This window comes from Pontibacter actiniarum, assembly GCF_003585765.1.
Lineage (GTDB): Bacteria > Bacteroidota > Bacteroidia > Cytophagales > Hymenobacteraceae > Pontibacter > Pontibacter actiniarum.
Genome location: NZ_CP021235.1, coordinates 4,458,159 through 4,476,131 on the forward strand (window position 1 = coordinate 4,458,159; position 17,973 = coordinate 4,476,131).

Sequence of the window (17,973 nt, forward strand, 5' to 3'; positions counted from 1 at the left end):
TAAAAATTTAATTACGATGGCAAAACAAAATATAATATTGATTTTGTGCCATTATTGTTGTAAAAGCGAATATTTCCCTCCAGTTTCTTGCTCAGCGACTGTACTAGTTTAAGCCCAAAGGATTGCCCCTTCTGCTGTTTCAGGAAAAAGTCTTCTGGTAAGCCGCGTCCGTTATCGCTCACGGTCAGGGTGTACTGCACCTCATCGTGCCTTATCAGCTCAATGCGCAACACACCGTGCTCTCCTTCTTGGAACGCATACTTTAAGGTATTGGATACTAGCTCGTTTACGATCAGGCCCAGTGTTATGGCCGAGTCTACATCTACTTTTATATCCGGCACGTCCAATTCCAGCGCAATTCTGTCCATACTTACGCCATAGGAGGCATAAAGGCTTTCACATATTTCAATAAAGTAATCCTCCAGGTTGATATGCTCCAGGTTGCTGTGCTGGTACAGGCGCTCGTGCAGCAGCGACATAGACCGCACGCGGCTGCGCAGCGCCTTCATTACCTCCTGCGCCGATGGGTCCTCCACGTGGCGGGCCTGCAGGTTAAGCAAGCTGATCACGATCTGGAGATTGTTCTTCACACGGTGGTGGATTTCCTGCAGGAGGATTTCCTTCTCCCTGTTCTGGCGCTCCAGCAGGCGCGTGCGGTGGTTCACCTTTAGCTCCAGCAGGGAGTTCATTTTTACCAGGCTCCGCTCGCGCAGGCGCACCACGCTCAGGATGGTGCCGGCAATCACCACCAGCAGCACCCCTATAAACCACTCCCGGCGCCAGATGGGCGGCACAATGGAAAACGTGTAGGTAAGGGGCTGGGGCGTCCAGTAGCCGTCGTTGTTCTGGCCCATCAGCTCAAAGGTGTAGGTGCCGGGCGAGAGGTTGGCATAGGTGGAGAAGGAGCGACTGGTTACCGGCGACCAGGCATCCTCGTAGCCCACCAGCCTGTACTTATACTTTACCTGCTCCGGTGCAGAGAGGCAAATACCCTGAAAATTAAAGGCCAGGTGGTTCTGGGTGTGCGGCAGGCGGAGGTTTACCGGTAGGCCGGTGAGGCTGTCGTAGGCATAGCCCAGTGCTTCCCAGTCGGTGGGCCTGGAGTACAGCAGTACCTCGGTTAAGGTCAGCCTGGGGGGCACTTTGTTGCGGCGGTCCAGCCCGGGCAGGTACTTTGTCAGCCCTTTGGTTGTGCCAAACCACACAGCTTCCTGCGTCTGCAGCATGGCGTTGTCGCATACTTCCATTCCTCTGAAACCGCTGGGCCCTGAGTAGCTTCTGTGGTTAAAAGCGCCTTCCTGGCGCAGCGCCGGCAAACGGGCTTTCAGCACGTTGCGGCTGGTGGCTACCCAGAGGTTATCGGCGCTGTCGGCGTACACGCTTTTAACAGCCTCGCTCGGAAGGCCTTCGGCGGCAGTAACGAGCGTTGCCTTTGTGCCCTGCAGCATAAGGATGCCCGTGTTGAAGGCCGCGAAGTACAGCACGCCCTTCTTGTCTTCTGTGATGGACCGCACCTCCGTCAGGTGCAGGCCCTGCAGCTCCGGGGGCTGCACTACCTGGCCCCGCTCAACCCGAAAGATGCCTTTGTCGCCGCCAGCCCAGATCCGGCCCTTGCTGTCGCGCAGGATAGAGTTGGCCTTGAGCGTGCCCTCCGGAGAGGGAAGCAGCCGGAAGGTGCTGCCTTGCAGCACAGCCACACCGCCTCCTGTTGCCAAGTACAGCTGCCCGTCCGGGCCTGCTGTAGCCTGGTACACATCCAAGGAGGGAAGCCCCTCGGCGGTGCTGTAGTGCGTGGTGGTTTGCTGCGCCAGGCGCCAAACGCCGTTGCTGGTACAGGCCCAGAGCGCCTCCGGTGTCGGTAGAAAGCTGTAGACGGTGGTGCCCTGGGGCCAGGGCTTCCTGCTGAGCCATGTCAGGTTGTGCTGCTCCATCTTTGCCAGCTCTCCCTCATCGGTGCCGAGCCAGAGGGTGCCGTTCCTGTCCTGGGCGATAGCGGTAACGCGGGGCTCTGTGAGGTTGGGGAACTCGAAGAAATGCACAAACCAGGGAGCCATATGTTGCTGCAGGCCGTATCCGTTGGTGCCGATCCATACATTGCCCTCCTTATCGGTGGACAGCGCCGTGATGCGGTTGGTGCGGAGCCCGCCGTTTCGGGTGATATGTGTAAAGGAGTCACCGTTATACTTGAGGAGGCCGTTGCGCTGCAGCCCCACCCAGAGGTTATTATAGTGATCGCTGGTAAAGCTGGTAATACGGCTGCTATCGAGGTGCTGCGGCAGTTGAACTCTGCTGAGGGTAGTTTGCTCCGCCTGTGCCAGGCCCTTTGCCGTGCCGATCCATACTTCGTGGCTTTTGCTGACGGACAACGCGGTGATGTGGTTGGAGGGAAGCTCACTGTTGCCGGCGGTGAAGTGCGTTGTCTGGCTGCCTTTCACCCTGTAAAGGCCGTTGTCTGCTGTGCCCGCCCATAGTTCTCCGGTAGGGGTAGCAGTAACAGCGGTGTAGTTTAGGTCGGGCAGGGAGGCGTATTTCAGCATGCCCTCCCTGGCCAGGGAGTACACGCCGTTATCGGTTGCCAGCCACAGCTTGCCTGCCTTATCCTCTGTTATGCCCCGTACGGCTTTTGCCCCGACCCCCTGCTCTTGCCCGTACGGCTGAAAGGAAACCCCATTGAAGAGCAGCAGGCCGGCGTCCGTCGTGCCGACCCAGAGCCGATGGCGGCTGTCCAGGAAAAGCGTGGAGATGTTGTGGCTGCTCAGCCCTTCTTCCTTGGTATAGGTGGTAAAGTCGGTGCCGTTAAAGCGGCTGAGGCCGGCGCGGGTAGCCAGCCAGAGAAACCCTTCGTGGTCCTGTTGTATGGCCATCACCTGCGACTGCGGCAGGCCTTGCTCCAGGGTCCAGCTACGGATGTTGTACTGCTGTGCAGCGCCAACAGCAGTGGTCAGGAGCAGACATAGGAAAAGGATGGCGCGCAAGCAGTGCATTCGTTGTCTCCGTTTTGCCTCCGGTGGCGGGTCTCTCCTGGTCAGGATCCAACGCGAAAGCGGTTAAGGTATAGACTCCTTACGCATGCTCTGTGAAAAAGTATAAGGGAAATGGTTGCGTGTTCTTGGCTAGAACGCTGTTTTTGGCTGTAAACGTTAAATGTTTAGTAGTGAAAGAGGCTAAAGTTGAGAAATGAGTAACTTTGGGCACTTCGGCAGGCGCTTGCTAGCTGCCTGAAAGCCGAAACAAGGTAATTTCTTTTTCTGGTAGTAATACTCTTGCCTCTATGCCTGTAAGCATCTCAGTAGTCGTTATCACCTTCAACGAAGAGCGTAACATTGCGCGCTGCCTGGAGTCAGTCAGAAACGTGGCTGATGAAATCGTTGTGGTAGACTCTTTCTCAACGGACCGTACGAAGGAGATCTGCCTTTCTTTCGGGTGCCGGTTTGTGGAGCATCCCTTTGAGGGGCACATAGAGCAGAAGAACTATGCCTTAACCCAGGCTGCCCACTACCACGTGCTCTCGCTGGATGCCGATGAGGCCCTGTCGCCGGATCTGGAGCAGGCCGTGCTGGCGGCAAAAAGCAACTGGCAGGCCGACGCCTACAGTATGAACCGCCTCACCAACTACTGCGGCAAGTGGATTCACCACTCCGGTTGGTACCCGGACACCAAAGTGCGCCTGTTTGACCGCAGCAAGGCCACCTGGGGAGGCGAGAACCCCCACGATAAGATCATCCTGAGCAAAGGAGCCAAACTGCAGCACCTGCAGGGCGACCTGCTGCACTACTCGTACTACAGTGTGTCGCAGCACCTGGGGCAGATAAACAGGTTTACGGATGCTTCGTCTAAAGCCCTGATTCGGGATGGAAAGACTGTGTCGCTGCCGATGGTAATCCTGAAACCTGCCTTCCGCTTTTTCAGGGCCTATATCTTAAAGCGCGGTTTTATGGATGGGCCGGAGGGGTTTATCATTTCTGTTTCTTCTGCCGTGTCTGTTTACTACAAGTACGTCAAGCTGTACATGCACAACAAGCAGGTTAACAGGGGCAGCTGATCTATACTTGCTGCAGTACTTCTTTGTAAACGGCTAAGGTGCGCAGCGCTGTGTTCTCCTTCGAGAACTCCTGCAGAAGTTTGCTCGCCCCCTGTATGATAGTGCTGCGCAGGGCCGCGTTGGTGAGCACCTGGTGCACTTTCTCGGCAAGTATGGCCGGCGATTTTACAGGTGCCAGCAGCCCTGTGTCTTCGTTCCGCACGATTTCTGGTATGCCACCAGCCTTGGTCGCAACTACCGGTACCTGGCAGGCAAAGGCATCCAGGATGGTCGTTCCCAGCCCTTCCGTCTCGGAGGTAACCAGCATCACGTCCAGCTCCGGCATCAGCTGGGGGACATTATTTCTGAAGCCTGTGAAGACAAAGGACTGCTGCAGCTTCTTTTGCTGCACGTAAGCCTTTATTTCCTCTCGCAGCGGGCCATCTCCAACAATAAAGAAAAATGCCTCAGGGTGCTGCTTTAGCACCAGTTCAGCGGTATCTACAAAGGTATAATAGTCTTTGTGTGGGGCGATGGCAGACACATTGCCAATAAGCGGGGCTGATGGAGGCAGGTTAAACTCGCGGTGGAGCTTACCGTCCTTTTTGCTGTTGGCAAAGCGGCTAAGGTCAACGCCACTGTGCACCGTTACACAGAGCTCAGGGTGCTTCAGGCTTGCTGATACTACTTCCTTTATTTTATCAGAAACGCAAACAACGCGCTTAATGCCTTTGTAGTTATACTTTAACCGGGAGAGCAGATTGTTCTTAACCGGGAAATCCACGCGGCGGCTAAGTATAATAGGCAGGGTGTTGCCAAGCACATGCGACAGCACACTAATGGCATGCGAGTGGCCGCTGTGCACGTGCATTAAATCAACCTTGTTTTGCTTGCTGTAGGCTTTTACCCGCAGTGCCGTTACTACATCAAACTCATTGGCGAATGGCAGGGCCAGGTGCGGCAGCTGTTGTTGCTGGCAGTAAGTATGAAAGGCAGAGTGCTGCCGGCACGCTACCAGGTTGGTTACTCCCTGCTTGTCGAGCTCCTCTATCAGGTAGGCCACCTGTTGCTCACCGCCTCTCCATGTTTTCTCTGATACCAGATGTAGTATGCGCATTCCGTTGTGTTGGTTCTTACAGTCGTGTAGAAAGCCGGATGACAGGCTTTGGCGCCAAAGTTAGCCTACCTTTTGCGCTCTTACAATCATTGTTTCCCCAAAGAGGACAGGCTTTGAGTGTGTTTGAGAGATAATCTGCCTGTTGCGCGTTCGCTGGTCCTGGTCTTTCTCCTCCTTACTGTACACCATCTTTGTGGTGAGGTAAGCGAGGGGCACTAGCGGAAGGTACAGCCAGGAGGCAGGCTTTGTCTGGTTTGTCGTTACTACGTCAATCCTAAAGTTGCTGGAGTGCAGGAGGTAGCGCATCTCCGGGTAGGAGATCATGGCAATGTGGTGGGAGGGGTCAGGCCTTTGCTCATCCAGCGGCGACTTGCACTTGTTGTGGTGGCCTGTTAAGAACCACCTGAAGCGGGAGTGCAGCGAGCTGATGTTAGGGGTAGAAACGATAAAGTAGCCGCCGGGCTTTAGTATCCTGTTCACTTCCCTGGCGAAGTCAAACTGCTTGTTGATGTGCTCAATGCCGTCTATACAAACAACCACATCCACTGAGTTGTCCTCAAACGGCAGGGGCTTGGTCATGTCGCCCTGGATAAACTGGTCATGCGCTATCTGCAGCCCGTTTACAACATCAACGCTGACAATGTTGCTGTAGCCATTGTCCTTCAGCCGTTGGGTAAATGCGCCTGCTCCGGAGGGAACATCAAGAATACGGGCTCCTTTGTCGGCTGGCAGTAGGTTAAAGACGGTTTCGTGGGTGTTCTTGGAGGTATTGATGGGGATGCCTTTATAACTTCTTCTCATAAGAATCAGGAGTAACAGGTGCTGATCGGTTTAGGGTTTGCAATACTTATGGCTACAAATGATGATCGCCTACTAAATATAACAAATTATCTTCAATGGTAATCAAGTTTCAGTTCCGGAGAAAATATTGTACTTAAATACAATAATGCCTGCAACTTTAAAAATGCTACGTATAAGACCATACAAGCACATTTGGGCAGGCAGGCCGTAACCCTTAAGCCCCAAGCGTGGTATGTAATTAAAATTCCTATATTTGCGTATTACGCGCGATGGAGGACTTCACTAAAGTACAAAATCCATTAAAGTAAATGAGCGAGCAAACAGGTAAACAGCTTAGTAAAGAGGAAAAGGACGCACGGTTCGAGGCCGAACTGCTTCCTGTGCTGGACCCTCTGTACAATTTTGCCTACAGGCTCACCTTAGACGAAGACGACGCCAACGACCTGGTACAGGAGACTTACCTGAAGGCATACCGCTTTTTTGACTACTTCGAGCAAGGAACTAATGCAAAAGCATGGCTGTTCCGAATCCTGAAGAACTCTTTCATTAACGAGTTCCGGAAGAAGAGCAAACAGCCTGCCAAGGTAGACTACAGCGAGGTGGAGGGGTATTACAACTCCGAGGACGTGGAAGGTGAGAGCGGCGTGGCATCCACGACCGACATGCGCACTGAAAGCGTGCAGGACCTGATCGGCGACGAGGTGGCCAGCGCCCTGAATGCTCTGCCCGTGGACTTTAGGACAGTGATTATACTTTGTGATTTGGAAGGCTTTACCTACGAAGAGATGGCCAAGATATTGGACATCCCCATAGGCACCGTACGCTCCAGGTTGCACCGAGCCCGGAACTCTTTGAAAGAGAAGTTGGAAAAGTATGCTAAAGGCATGGGATATAACAGTTAGAGAAGAAAATTAAGAGTTTGAGTTAAGATGGAATCAAAAATTACAGAAGTATACCCAAAAGCACCTGGCGATGCGCGTACGGCCGACTGTGAGCAGGTATCTCACATGCTAGACCTGATGATTGACGGCGAGGCGTCCCCCGAGGAACAGAAGTTCTTCAACCACCATATTGAAGACTGCGTCAGCTGCTTCGAGAACCATCAAAAACAAAAGCTCTTGAAAGGGCTGATAACCGGCCACCTGAAGCGCGTGATTGTACCACATAGCCTGGTGCAGTCTATAAAAGCGAGGATTCAAGAAACGTTATAACCCCTAATGCAAGGCAAGATTATCATCTTCTCGGCGCCATCCGGTGCCGGTAAAACCACTATTGTAAAGCACCTGCTCAGCGTAAACCCCCAGCTGAATTTCTCTATCTCGGCCTGCACCCGCGACAAGCGCGGCCGCACCGAAGAGAATGGCAAAGACTACTACTTTATCACGCCCGAGGATTTTAAGAAGAAAATCGCAAACGATGAGTTTGTAGAGTGGGAGGAGGTATACGAGGGCGCTTTCTACGGTACATTAAAGTCTGAAATCGAACGGATCTGGAAGAGCGGCAAGCACGTTATTCTGGACGTAGACGTAAAAGGAGGATTAAGTATAAAGCATTTTTACAAAGAAAGAGCACTGGCCGTATTCGTTAAGCCACCGTCCATAGACGAGCTGGCCAAGCGCCTGACGGCCCGCAACACCGATTCGGCCTCCAGCATCAGCAGCCGCGTGTTCAAAGCCAAGTTTGAGATGGGCTTTGAGGACCAGTTCGACAAGGTGATCGTGAACGACGACCTGACCCGGGCCTGCACTGAGGCGGAGAAGCTGGTAAATGATTTTCTGAAGTCTGAACCCGCGATCGTATGAAGGTAGGGCTCCTGTTTGGCTCCTTCAACCCCATCCATACCGGGCACCTTATACTTGCCAACTTCATGGCCACCAACACCGACCTGGATACGGTATGGCTGGTTGTGTCTCCGCAGAACCCGTTTAAGCCCAGCAACACGCTGCTGCACGAGTTCGACAGGCTGCACATGGTGTCGCTGGCGATAGCCGATAACCCGAACCTGGGCGTGTCGAACATTGAGTTCAGCATGCCCAAGCCGAGCTACACCATCGACACCCTGACCTATCTGCAGGAGAAGTATCCCAGCTATGAGTTTGTGCTGATTATGGGGGAGGACAACCTGTCGTTGTTTCCGAAGTGGAAGAACGCCGAGAGCATCCTGGCGTTTCACAAGGTTTACGTTTACCCGCGCTCCGGCTCCGTTACCACGGAGCTGCCGGACATGCCGAACGTAACTTTTGTGAAAGCTCCTGTACTGGATATCTCCGCCACGTTCATCCGCAAATGCATACGAGAGGAGAAAAGTATAAAGTACCTGGTGCCGGATGAGGTGGCCGATTACATCCAGGTGCACCGGCTCTACCAGTAGCTTTCCTCGTGTCAGGTAACGCGATACACGTAGCACGCCCAGTTTGTAGTATAACTTGAGTGAAAACAGAAAAGGCCTTCGATCTTGATCGAAGGCCTTTTCTGTAATCGTATTTCTTGCTGCGTGCTACGAGGTACGCATTTAGATCGTCATGATCTCCGCTTCCTTCTTGGCAAGCAGCTCATCTATCTTCACGATGTAAGCGTCAGTCAGCTTCTGTACTTTGCCCTCTGCGTCGCGAACGGCGTCTTCGGCAGTGCCTTCCTTCTGCAGCTTCTTCAGCGAGTCGTTTACATCTTTACGGATGTTGCGGATGCTGATCTTGCCGTTCTCTGTTTCTCCCTTCACCTGCTTTACCAGGTCGCGGCGGCGCTCCTCCGTCAGGGCAGGAATGTTCAGGCGAACCGCGTCAGCCTCTTGCTGTGGGTTCAGGCCAAGGTCGCTGTTCTTGATGGCTTTGTTGATCTCACCAAGCATGTTCTTCTCCCAAGGCTTGATAAGCAGCGTGCGTGCATCCGGTGCAGCAACGTTGGCAACCTGGGAAATTGGAGTCGGGTTGCCGTAGTAGTCTACGCGCAGGTGCTCGATCATGGCAGGGGAGGCCTTACCCGCTCTGATTTTGGTTAGCTCGCTGCTGGTATGCTGCAAGGCCTTCTGCATAGACTCCTCCGCCTCGCTTAGGTAAAACTGAATTTCTTCCGTCATATCTGTTTACTTATTCTTGTTCTGAAAAATTTCTGGGCAAAAATAGCAAATTTTATTTTTTGTCGCCTTTTGGCCCCGACTGCATCTGGTCTACCGTTTCCTTCAGCGTTTCGCCGAGGTCGTCCATGCTCACGAGCGTTCCCACGCGCTCGCCCTGCACCAGGCGCTTCAGGTTGCCCTGCGTGTTCATGTCGAACACGATAATAGGGAGGTCATTCTCTTTGCACAGCGTAAAGGCTGTCATGTCCATTACGTTCAGCCCCTGCTCGAAAACGTCCTTAAACGAGATCTGGGAGTAGAATACGGCGTTCGGGTCTTTCTCCGGGTCAGCAGAGTAAATGCCGTCCACACGGGTGCCTTTCAGTACCACGTCGGCCTCAATCTCGATGGCGCGCAGCGAGGCGGCCGAATCGGTTGTGAAGTACGGGTTACCGGTGCCGGCGCCAAAGATTACCACACGGCCCTTCTCCAGGTGGCGCACGGCGCGGCGGCGGATGTAGGGCTCGCATACTTGCTGAATGTTGATGCCGGAGAGCAGTCGCGTGTACACGCCCAGTTTCTCGAGGGCGCTTTGCAGTGCCATGCTGTTGATAACGGTCGCCAGCATGCCCATGTAGTCTCCCTGCACACGGTCCAGCCCAACCTGCTCCGCCTGCACGCCCCTGAAAATATTACCTCCGCCAATCACTACGGCCACTTCCACACCCAGGGCGGCTACCTCTTTAATCTCTTCGGCATACTGAATCAGTCTGTTAGAGTCGATGCCGTACTGCTGTTCGCCCATCAGTGCCTCGCCACTCAGCTTTAGCAAAATTCGTTTATACTTCACGGTATTTTATCTGTATAGGTTTTGAATTCTTTTAACACAAAGAAGCGGCCACCGTGGCAGCCGCTCTCGCTAACAAATATCTATTGAAAAAGGATCAGCACCTGGCTCTTTTCTACGTTTTGCCTGGTCTGCACCTTTATTTCCTTTACGACGCCATCGCCCGGCGACTTAAGGATGTTCTCCATCTTCATCGCCTCCAGGATCATGATCGGGTCGCCTTTCTTTACTTCCTGGCCCGGCTCTACCTTAATCTCAAGTATAAGCCCCGGCATGGGCGCTTTCACGTCATTCACCTTGTTGGCGTTGGCGTTGCTCATGCCCAGCTTGTCCAGCAGCAGGTCAAAACGGTCTTTAACGCTAACAGTCTGTATGGCACCGTTTATCTTAAAGTTGAAGGTCTTTTCCTGGTAATTAGCCGAAACTACCTCCGCGGTGAAGGAGCGGGAGCCTTTGATGATGTGGTAGGTATTGGGGCCGATAGGCGAGACGTCCCAGCCAAAAGGTGTTCCGTTTAGGGAGATACCATCTTTCTGAATATCAACCTGCCATGTTTTGTCGTTACCGGTTTTTACCTGAAGCATCTTCTTTCGTATGGTTTTGACCTTAAAGTTAGTGGTTTCTCAGAGTATTTTTAGAACTTCACCTCAAAATTAAATCATTCCAAGCATGAATCATAGGTTTCTGAGCATAGTAGGTTTAGCGGCTGCCATGGCCTTTACGAGTGGCTGCAACACCAATAAAGCCGTTGTAGCGACAAAAGCCCCTGCCCCGGCTGCACGCAAAGCCAAAGCAGCCCCCGCCGACGCTGTGCCCGTGTGGGCATCGAAAAAGTATGCCTTTAACCCCTCCCGAACCAAGGAGAGCGACCTGCTGCACACCACCCTGCGCGTGAGCTTTGACTGGGAGAAACAGTACCTGCACGGTTTGGCGGAGATTACGGCAAAGCCATACTTCTACCCGCAGCGCCAGTTGGTGCTGGATGCCAAAGGCATGGATATCCACAGCGTATACCTAATGCAAGGCTACGACGGAACGCCGCTGGAGTTTGACTATGACGGCCAAAAGCTGACGATTGACTTGGGTAAGGCCTACACCCGCGAGGAGCAGTACACCATTGAGGTAGACTACACAGCCAAGCCGAACGAGCTGCCGACCGGTGGCTCCGATGCCATTACAGCGGATAAGGGCCTGTACTTTATCAACCCGCTGGGGAAGGAGCCGAACAAGCCGCAGCAGATCTGGACGCAGGGCGAAACGGAGGCCAGCTCGGCCTGGTTCCCCACCATCGATGCGCCCAACGAGCGCATGACGCAGGAAATCTACGTTACGGTAGACCCCAAGTATAAAACCCTGTCCAACGGCGAGTTTATCTACTCGCGGCAGAACGCCGACGGCACCAAAACAGATTACTGGAAGCAAGAGCTGCCCCACGCCCCGTACCTGGCCATGCTGGCCATCGGCGACTTTGCCGTGGTGCAGGACAAGTGGCGCGACAGGGAGGTGAACTACTATGTGGAGCCGGCCTATAAAAATACAGCCAAGAAAGTATTCGGCAACACGCCCGAAATGATGGAGTTTTTCTCGCAGAAGCTGGGAGTGGCTTACCCGTGGCCAAAGTATGCGCAGGTGGTCGTGCGCGATTTTGTGTCGGGGGCGATGGAGAACACCTCGGCCTCCACCTTTATGGAGGATCTGCAGCTAAACGAGCGCGAGCTGCTCGATAAGAGCTGGGACGGTATTATCGCGCATGAGCTGTTCCACCAGTGGTTCGGAGACTACGTAACGACGGAGTCCTGGGCCAACCTGCCCCTGAACGAGGCTTTCGCCAACTACTCCGAGTACCTGTGGGCCGAGCACAAGTACGGCGCAGACGAGGCCGCCTACCTGCAGATGGATGAGCTAAGCCAGTACCTGGATGAGGCGCAGGAAAAGCGGGAGCCGCTCATCCGCTACTACTACAAAGACCGCGAAGACATGTTCGACAGCCACTCCTACGCCAAAGGCGGCCGCGTGCTGCACATGCTGCGCCAGTTGGTTGGCGACGAAGCCTGGTGGGCCTCGCTCAACTTATACCTAACGCGAAACAAGTTCTCCGATGTAGAGGTGGCGGAGCTGCGCATGGCCTTCGAGGATGTGACAGGCCGTGACTTGATGTGGTTCTTTGACCAGTGGTTTATGCAGCCGGGGCACCCGGAGCTGAAAGTGGAGCAAACCTACGCCAACGGGCAGGTAAAGCTGTACGTCCGGCAGATGCAGGACACAACCTATGCGCCGCTGTACCGCCTGCCGCTAAACGTCGCCGTGTGGGCGGGGGGCAAAAAGCAGGTGCACCCGGTGGTGGTAGACAAGGCCGAGCAGCTCTTTACCTTTGATGTGGCGGAGCAGCCGCAGCTGGTGTTGCTGGACCCGGAGCAGCAGCTACTGGGGGTGGTGGAGCAGGAGAAAACAGAGCAGGAGCTGCTCTTCCAATTCCACAACGCCGAACAGCTGGCCCTGAAGCTCGAGGCGCTGGAGGAACTACAGGAGCAGGCGGCCCGCCCGCAGGTGCTCAGCATGTACCAGCAGGCCCTGCGGGATGAATACTGGATGGTCCGAAGCAAAGCCATAAACATGCTCAGCCAGCTAAAGGAGGGGCAGGCAGCGCCGGTAGAGCCGAAGGTAAAGGAAATGGCCACACAGGACGAAAAAGGAGCCGTGCGGGCCGACGCCATACTTGCCCTGGCAGGCTGGAACGGCAACAAGTATAAACCGGTGTTTGAAAAAGCCATGCGCGACAGTTCCTACCAGGCCAGCGCCGCCGCCATACTTGCCTACGCGGGCACCGGTGCGGCGGACGCGCCGAAGAAGCTTGCCCGGTTTGAGGGTGAGACCAACGAGGAAATAGTGCTGGCCCTGGCCACCCTTTATGCCGTGGAGGCCGGCCCTGAAAAGTACGGCTGGTTTATGAAACAGATGAAGGCAGCAAGCGGCGGCGAACTTTATTACCTCCTGCAAAGCTTTGGCGCCTACCTGGCCGGAAACAGCGAGACGAACACCCCCGAAGTGATTTCCCTGCTGGCCGACCTGGCGCAGCACCACCGGTTGTACTACGTGCGCGCGGCTGCCTATCAGGCACTTATGGTGATGTCGGAGAAGCCGGAGGTGCAGGCTTTGCTGTAGCAGATCAAGGCCAATGAGAAGGACGCGCGCCTGCTGGAAATGTACGGTGCGTAAGCCTGCGCGAAATTTTTTAACATTTTTTTACCGGAATGTTTGACTTCGATAAAAAAGCGCTTAATTTTGCATCCACTTAGAACGAAGAACACGGCAGAAGCGGTGAGGTTTTAAGGGAAAAGTTCTGCTGTTTTGATGTAGGATTAAGTTTCGGGGAGATTCCAGAGCGGCCAAATGGGACGGACTGTAACTCCGTTGTCTTACGACTTCGCAGGTTCGAATCCTGCTCTCCCCACAACTGAATGAGTGAATAAGCGAATGAGTGAATTGTGTATTCAGGCATTCAATTATTCACTCATTCAAAATTAAAGTAAGCGGGAGTAGCTCAGTTGGTAGAGCGATAGCCTTCCAAGCTATAGGCCGCGAGTTCGACCCTCGTCTCCCGCTCATTTAAGTCAGAAAACATATTTACTAAAAGGACTGGAGAAGGAAATTCATGCAGATGAGCTTCCTTTTTAGTGTAAATAGGGTTGTAGTTTTCTGGTGGATTCAAAAGCCGACGTAGCTCAGGGGTAGAGTACTTCCTTGGTAAGGAAGGGGTCGTGGGTTCAATTCCCATCGTTGGCTCACAGTCCGTTACGTGTATATTTAAAAGCGCGACATAAACTTAAACGTTTTAACCTTAATTTAATATCATACAATGGCTAAAGAAACATTTGACCGTTCCAAACCGCACGTAAATATCGGTACTATTGGTCACGTTGACCACGGTAAGACTACTCTTACAGCTGCTATCACTACTGTGTTGGCTAAGAAAGGTCTGGCTTCGCTTCGTGACTTCTCTTCAATTGACAACGCTCCTGAAGAAAAAGAAAGAGGTATTACTATCAATACTTCTCACGTAGAATACGCTACAGAAAACCGTCACTATGCTCACGTTGACTGCCCAGGTCACGCTGACTACGTGAAGAACATGGTTACTGGTGCTGCCCAGATGGACGGTGCTATCCTAGTGGTTGCTGCTACTGATGGTCCTATGCCACAGACGCGTGAGCACATCCTTCTTGCCCGTCAGGTAGGTGTACCTCAGCTGGTAGTATTCATGAACAAAGTGGACATGGTGGACGACCCAGAGCTTCTTGAGCTGGTTGAGATGGAAATCCGTGAACTGCTTTCTTTCTACGAGTTCGATGGCGATAACATTCCAGTGATTCAGGGTTCAGCTCTTGGTGGCCTTAACGGCGACGACAAGTGGGTGAAAACTATCGAAGAGCTGATGGATGCTGTTGATAGCTGGATTCCACTTCCAGAGCGTCTGGTTGACCTTCCATTCTTGATGCCAGTTGAGGACGTGTTCTCAATCACTGGTCGTGGTACAGTAGCTACTGGCCGTATCGAGCGTGGTGTAATCAACTCAGGTGAGCCGGTTGAAATCCTTGGTATGGGTGCTGAGAACCTGAAGTCTACAGTTACTGGTGTGGAGATGTTCCGCAAGATCCTTGACAGAGGTGAAGCTGGTGACAACGTAGGTCTGCTGCTTCGTGGTATTGAGAAAACTGATATCCGTCGTGGTATGGTTATCTGTAAGCCAGGTTCAGTTAAGCCTCACACTAAATTCAAAGCCGAAGTTTACGTTCTTTCTAAAGAAGAAGGTGGCCGTCACACGCCATTCTTCAACAAGTACCGTCCACAGTTCTACTTCAGAACGACAGACGTTACTGGCGAGATCATGCTTCCAGAAGGCGTAGAAATGGTTATGCCAGGTGATAACATCACTATCGAGGTGAACCTGATCAACGCTGTAGCGATGGAGAAAGGTCTGCGTTTCGCTATCCGTGAGGGTGGTAGAACTGTAGGTGCCGGTCAGGTAACTGAAATCCTTGACTAATAATATGTTTCAAACCCGTTCTTGGAAAAGTTTTTTAAGAACGGGTTTGTTTTCATAAAACTTATGGATAAATTTGCACTCCATTTAAAAAAGTGGCGTGCATTTTTTTACGGGTGTAGCTCAATTGGTAGAGTAGTGGTCTCCAAAACCATTGGCTGGGAGTTCGAGTCTCTCCACCCGTGCAATTTTTCACTATCTGGTAAGCGAAGCGATGAGCAACATAAGGACCTATATTAACGATACTGTGGAGGAGATGAAAGATAGAGTCTCCTGGCCAACATACTCTGAGCTGCAGAACAGCTCGGTGCTGGTGTTGATCGGTTCTTTGATTTTTGCTCTTGTGGTTGGCGCAATGGACTTTGGGTTCGATACTGTGCTGACTTGGTTTTACAACCAGTTTTAATAAAGTCTATGGCTGATTTAAAGTGGTATGTAGTTCGTGCGGTTAGTGGCCAGGAGAAAAAAGCGAAAGCTTACCTGGAGAATGAGATAATGAGGCACAACCTCGATGAGTATGTTCCGCAGGTGTTGATACCGGCAGAGAAAGTATACGAAATGCGAGGCGGCAAGAAACGAATCAGAGAGCGTAGTTTTTTCCCAGGCTACGTGCTGGTGCACGCCGACCTCTCTCACGGTGAAGCAGAACACATTATTATCAGTACGCCGGGTGTCATCGGCTTCTTAGGTACTGAGGAGAAGGGTGCGGCAAGTAAAAAGCCGGTGCCGCTGCGCCAGTCGGAGGTAAACAGAATACTGGGTACTGTAGACGAGGCAGAAGAGCAGACAGAAGTACTTGACACGCCATTTGTAGTTGGGGAGATTGTAAAAGTAATGGATGGTCCATTCAGCGGTTTCTCCGGTACGGTGGAAGAGGTGTTCGAGGAGCGTAAGAAGCTGAACGTAATGGTGAAGATCTTCGGAAGAAACACACCGGTTGAGCTGAACTACATGCAAGTAGAAAAAGAATCGTAGTAAATACATATAATGGCAAAGGAAATAAAAGGTTATCTGAAGCTTCAGATAAAGGGAGGTGCCGCGAACCCATCGCCACCGGTTGGACCTGCACTTGGTTCTAAAGGTCTTAACATCATGGAGTTCTGTAAGCAGTTCAATGCTAGAACACAGGATAAGGCAGGCCAGGTGTTACCAGTTTTGATTACTATTTACGCAGACAAGTCGTTTGACTTCGTTGTTAAAACTCCACCTGCTCCAGTGTTGCTGATGGACGCCGCTAAAATCAAAGGCGGTTCCAAAGAGCCTAACCGTAACAAAGTTGGCTCGGTATCATGGGATCAGATCAAAGAGATTGCTGAAACGAAGATGCCTGACCTGAATGCTTTCAAACTGGAGTCAGCCATGAAAATGGTAGCAGGAACAGCAAGAAGCATGGGAATCACCGTATCTGGCACAGCTCCGTGGAACGAATAACAAGTTGAAGGAAAATGGCGAAGATTTCAAAAAATAGAAAAGCGGCTTTAGCGAAAGCCGATCTAACGAAAGAGTATTCTTTAACAGATGCCGCTTCAGTTGTAAAGGACATTACCTTCACAAAGTTTGATGCCTCTGTTGATATTGATGTACGTTTAGGCGTAGATCCACGAAAAGCAGATCAGATGGTTCGTGGTATCGTTACATTGCCTCATGGTACTGGTAAAGAAGTAAAAGTACTTGCCCTAGTTACTCCGGACAAAGAGGAGGAAGCTAGAGAAGCTGGCGCTGACTTCGTTGGTCTTGATGATTATATCCAGAAAATCGAAAAAGGATGGACGGATGTTGACGTAATCATCACGATGCCTGCAGTTATGGCTAAAGTAGGTCGTTTGGGTAGAATCTTAGGTCCTCGTAACCTGATGCCAAACCCTAAGTCGGGTACCGTTACTCAAGATGTAGCGAAAGCTGTTAAAGAGGTGAAAGCCGGTAAAATCGACTTCAAAGTTGACAAATTCGGTATCATCCACACAAGCGTCGGAAAAGTGTCTTTCTCTGCTGAGCAACTTGCAGCAAACGCAAACGAGGTTATCCAGACCCTGAACCGTTTGAAGCCAGCTTCTGCAAAAGGAACTTACATCAAGAGCATTACATTGTCTAGCACAATGAGCCCGGCGGTAACCGTTGAAAAGAACTCAGCTATCTAAGAACATGACCAGGGAAGAAAAAGAGATAATCGTAAAAGACCTGAGCGAGAAGTTAGCTACCACTAACTACTTCTACATAACTGATGCTTCCACGATGAGTGTAGCTGGCATCAATGCGTTCAGAAGAATGGCATTCGATCGTGGTATCGAATACAAAGTGTACAAAAACACTCTTATCAAGAAAGCGCTAGATACTTTAGAAGCTGACACTTCTGCGCTGGATAATGTTTTAAAGGGCGCTTCCGGTATCCTGTTCTCGCAAGAGTCAGGCAATGCACCTGCGAAACTGATCCAGGACTTCAGAAAGAAAGGCAACACGCTTCCTCTGCTGAAAGGTGCTTTTATCGACAGTGGCATTTTCATTGGCGATGAGCAGCTGAAAACTCTGTCTGAAATCAAGTCCAAAAATGAGCTTATCGGCGATATTATTGGTCTGCTTCAGTCTCCAGCGAAGAACGTGGTATCTGCCCTTCAGAGCAGCGGCGGTAAACTGGCCGGCATCTTGAAAACTTTATCAGAAAAAGAATAATTTAAAAAACGTAATCAATAAGTAACTTTTAATTTCTATAAAAATGGCAGATTTGAAAGCATTCGCTGAGCAGTTAGTAAACTTAACTGTTAAAGAAGTTAACGAACTAGCTACTATCCTTAAGGATGAGTATGGCATCGAGCCTGCTGCTGCTGCTCCAGTAATGGTTGCTGGTGGTGGTGCTGCTGAAGGTGGAGCTGCTGCAGAAGAGAAAACTTCTTTTGACGTAGTCCTTAAGTCAGCTGGTGCTCAGAAACTAGCGGTAGTTAAGCTTGTAAAAGAGCTGACTGGTCTTGGCCTGAAAGAGGCGAAAGAGCTAGTTGACGGTGCTCCTAAGACACTGAAAGAAGGTGTTGCGAAAGACGAAGCAGACTCACTGAAGAAATCTTTGGAAGAAGCTGGTGCTGAAGTGGAGGTTAAATAA

Annotated in this window: 19 protein-coding genes and 4 tRNA genes; 17 read left to right on the top strand and 6 right to left on the bottom strand. The window is 51.8% G+C overall.

All coding sequences use genetic code 11. From position 1 onward, the window contains the following. Positions 1-11 precede the first annotated feature (11 nt). Positions 12-2,984 (bottom strand): ligand-binding sensor domain-containing protein, encoded by a 2,973-nt coding sequence (locus CA264_RS19245; RefSeq protein WP_025609027.1) that lies wholly within the window; start codon positions 2,982-2,984, stop codon positions 12-14. A 287-nt stretch (positions 2,985-3,271) separates the two neighbouring features. On the opposite strand from CA264_RS19245, the gene CA264_RS19250 reads away from it, so the two are divergent. Then, the gene (locus CA264_RS19250; RefSeq protein WP_025609028.1) at positions 3,272-4,042 is read left to right on the top strand and encodes a glycosyltransferase family 2 protein; all 771 of its coding nucleotides are present in this window, start codon (positions 3,272-3,274) and stop codon (positions 4,040-4,042) included. Position 4,043: 1 nt separating this feature from the next. Here the strand turns inward: CA264_RS19250 and CA264_RS19255 are convergent, their stop codons facing one another. Both CA264_RS19255 and CA264_RS19260 read right to left on the bottom strand, forming a co-directional pair. After that, entirely contained in the window at positions 4,044-5,138 is a 1,095-nt protein-coding gene (locus CA264_RS19255) for a glycosyltransferase family 4 protein (protein WP_025609029.1), read from the bottom strand. Between the two features lie 60 nt (positions 5,139-5,198). Then, positions 5,199-5,939 carry a class I SAM-dependent methyltransferase gene (locus tag CA264_RS19260; protein ID WP_025609030.1) on the bottom strand — a complete coding sequence of 247 codons (741 nt, stop codon included), beginning with the start codon at positions 5,937-5,939 and terminating at the stop codon, positions 5,199-5,201. A gap of 308 nt (positions 5,940-6,247) precedes the next feature. Here CA264_RS19260 and CA264_RS19265 point away from each other — a divergent pair, with 308 nt between their 5' ends. Genes CA264_RS19265 through nadD form a run of 4 tightly spaced genes read left to right on the top strand, consistent with a single transcriptional unit; the run spans position 6,248 to position 8,310 of the window. Next, positions 6,248-6,841, top strand: a complete 594-nt coding sequence (locus tag CA264_RS19265; RefSeq protein ID WP_025609031.1) for a sigma-70 family RNA polymerase sigma factor — start codon at positions 6,248-6,250, stop codon at positions 6,839-6,841. Between the two features lie 27 nt (positions 6,842-6,868). After that, positions 6,869-7,150 carry an anti-sigma factor family protein gene (locus CA264_RS19270; protein ID WP_025609032.1) on the top strand — a complete coding sequence of 94 codons (282 nt, stop codon included), beginning with the start codon at positions 6,869-6,871 and terminating at the stop codon, positions 7,148-7,150. A gap of 6 nt (positions 7,151-7,156) precedes the next feature. Beyond that, positions 7,157-7,741 (top strand): guanylate kinase, encoded by a 585-nt coding sequence (gene gmk, locus CA264_RS19275; protein ID WP_025609033.1) that lies wholly within the window; start codon positions 7,157-7,159, stop codon positions 7,739-7,741. Continuing rightward, positions 7,738-8,310: a nicotinate (nicotinamide) nucleotide adenylyltransferase gene (nadD, locus tag CA264_RS19280; protein WP_025609034.1), complete on the top strand. Its 573-nt coding sequence runs from the start codon at positions 7,738-7,740 to the stop codon at positions 8,308-8,310. Before gmk ends, nadD begins: the two co-directional genes overlap by 4 nt. 141 nt (positions 8,311-8,451) lie before the next feature. On the opposite strand, the gene frr is transcribed toward nadD, so the two are convergent. The 3 genes from frr to CA264_RS19295 all read right to left on the bottom strand — a co-directional run bounded on the left by frr (position 8,452) and on the right by CA264_RS19295 (position 10,425). Continuing rightward, complete coding sequence (frr, locus tag CA264_RS19285; protein WP_025609035.1) at positions 8,452-9,015, bottom strand: ribosome recycling factor; 564 nt, start codon at positions 9,013-9,015, stop codon at positions 8,452-8,454. Between the two features lie 52 nt (positions 9,016-9,067). Next, complete coding sequence (gene pyrH, locus CA264_RS19290; protein WP_025609036.1) at positions 9,068-9,844, bottom strand: UMP kinase; 777 nt, start codon at positions 9,842-9,844, stop codon at positions 9,068-9,070. A gap of 80 nt (positions 9,845-9,924) precedes the next feature. Further along, complete coding sequence (locus CA264_RS19295) at positions 9,925-10,425, bottom strand: acyl-CoA carboxylase biotin carboxyl carrier protein subunit (protein ID WP_025609037.1); 501 nt, start codon at positions 10,423-10,425, stop codon at positions 9,925-9,927. A gap of 85 nt (positions 10,426-10,510) precedes the next feature. On the opposite strand from CA264_RS19295, the gene CA264_RS19300 reads away from it, so the two are divergent. From CA264_RS19300 to rplL, 12 genes are all read left to right on the top strand, one after another. Continuing rightward, on the top strand, positions 10,511-13,003 hold the full coding sequence (locus tag CA264_RS19300) for a M1 family aminopeptidase (protein ID WP_084196293.1): 2,493 nt from the start codon (positions 10,511-10,513) through the stop codon (positions 13,001-13,003). Positions 13,004-13,209: 206 nt separating this feature from the next. Continuing rightward, positions 13,210-13,292, top strand: a tRNA-Tyr gene (locus CA264_RS19305). A gap of 79 nt (positions 13,293-13,371) precedes the next feature. Then, positions 13,372-13,444, top strand: a tRNA-Gly gene (locus tag CA264_RS19310). A 108-nt stretch (positions 13,445-13,552) separates the two neighbouring features. Beyond that, positions 13,553-13,624 (top strand) — tRNA-Thr (locus CA264_RS19315). A 73-nt stretch (positions 13,625-13,697) separates the two neighbouring features. Beyond that, a complete protein-coding gene (gene tuf, locus CA264_RS19320; protein WP_025609038.1) occupies positions 13,698-14,885 on the top strand; it encodes an elongation factor Tu in 1,188 nt (395 codons plus the stop codon). 109 nt (positions 14,886-14,994) lie between these two features. Continuing rightward, positions 14,995-15,067, top strand: a tRNA-Trp gene (locus tag CA264_RS19325). Positions 15,068-15,096: 29 nt separating this feature from the next. Further along, complete coding sequence (secE, locus tag CA264_RS19330) at positions 15,097-15,288, top strand: preprotein translocase subunit SecE (RefSeq protein WP_025609039.1); 192 nt, start codon at positions 15,097-15,099, stop codon at positions 15,286-15,288. Between the two features lie 8 nt (positions 15,289-15,296). After that, on the top strand, positions 15,297-15,857 hold the full coding sequence (gene nusG / locus CA264_RS19335; RefSeq protein ID WP_025609040.1) for a transcription termination/antitermination protein NusG: 561 nt from the start codon (positions 15,297-15,299) through the stop codon (positions 15,855-15,857). Positions 15,858-15,869: 12 nt separating this feature from the next. Further along, entirely contained in the window at positions 15,870-16,313 is a 444-nt protein-coding gene (gene rplK / locus CA264_RS19340; protein WP_025609041.1) for a 50S ribosomal protein L11, read from the top strand. Positions 16,314-16,327: 14 nt separating this feature from the next. Further along, a complete protein-coding gene (gene rplA, locus CA264_RS19345) occupies positions 16,328-17,020 on the top strand; it encodes a 50S ribosomal protein L1 (protein ID WP_025609042.1) in 693 nt (230 codons plus the stop codon). 4 nt (positions 17,021-17,024) lie between these two features. Then, entirely contained in the window at positions 17,025-17,549 is a 525-nt protein-coding gene (rplJ, locus tag CA264_RS19350; protein ID WP_025609043.1) for a 50S ribosomal protein L10, read from the top strand. A 43-nt stretch (positions 17,550-17,592) separates the two neighbouring features. Then, the gene (gene rplL, locus CA264_RS19355; RefSeq protein ID WP_025609044.1) at positions 17,593-17,973 is read left to right on the top strand and encodes a 50S ribosomal protein L7/L12; all 381 of its coding nucleotides are present in this window, start codon (positions 17,593-17,595) and stop codon (positions 17,971-17,973) included.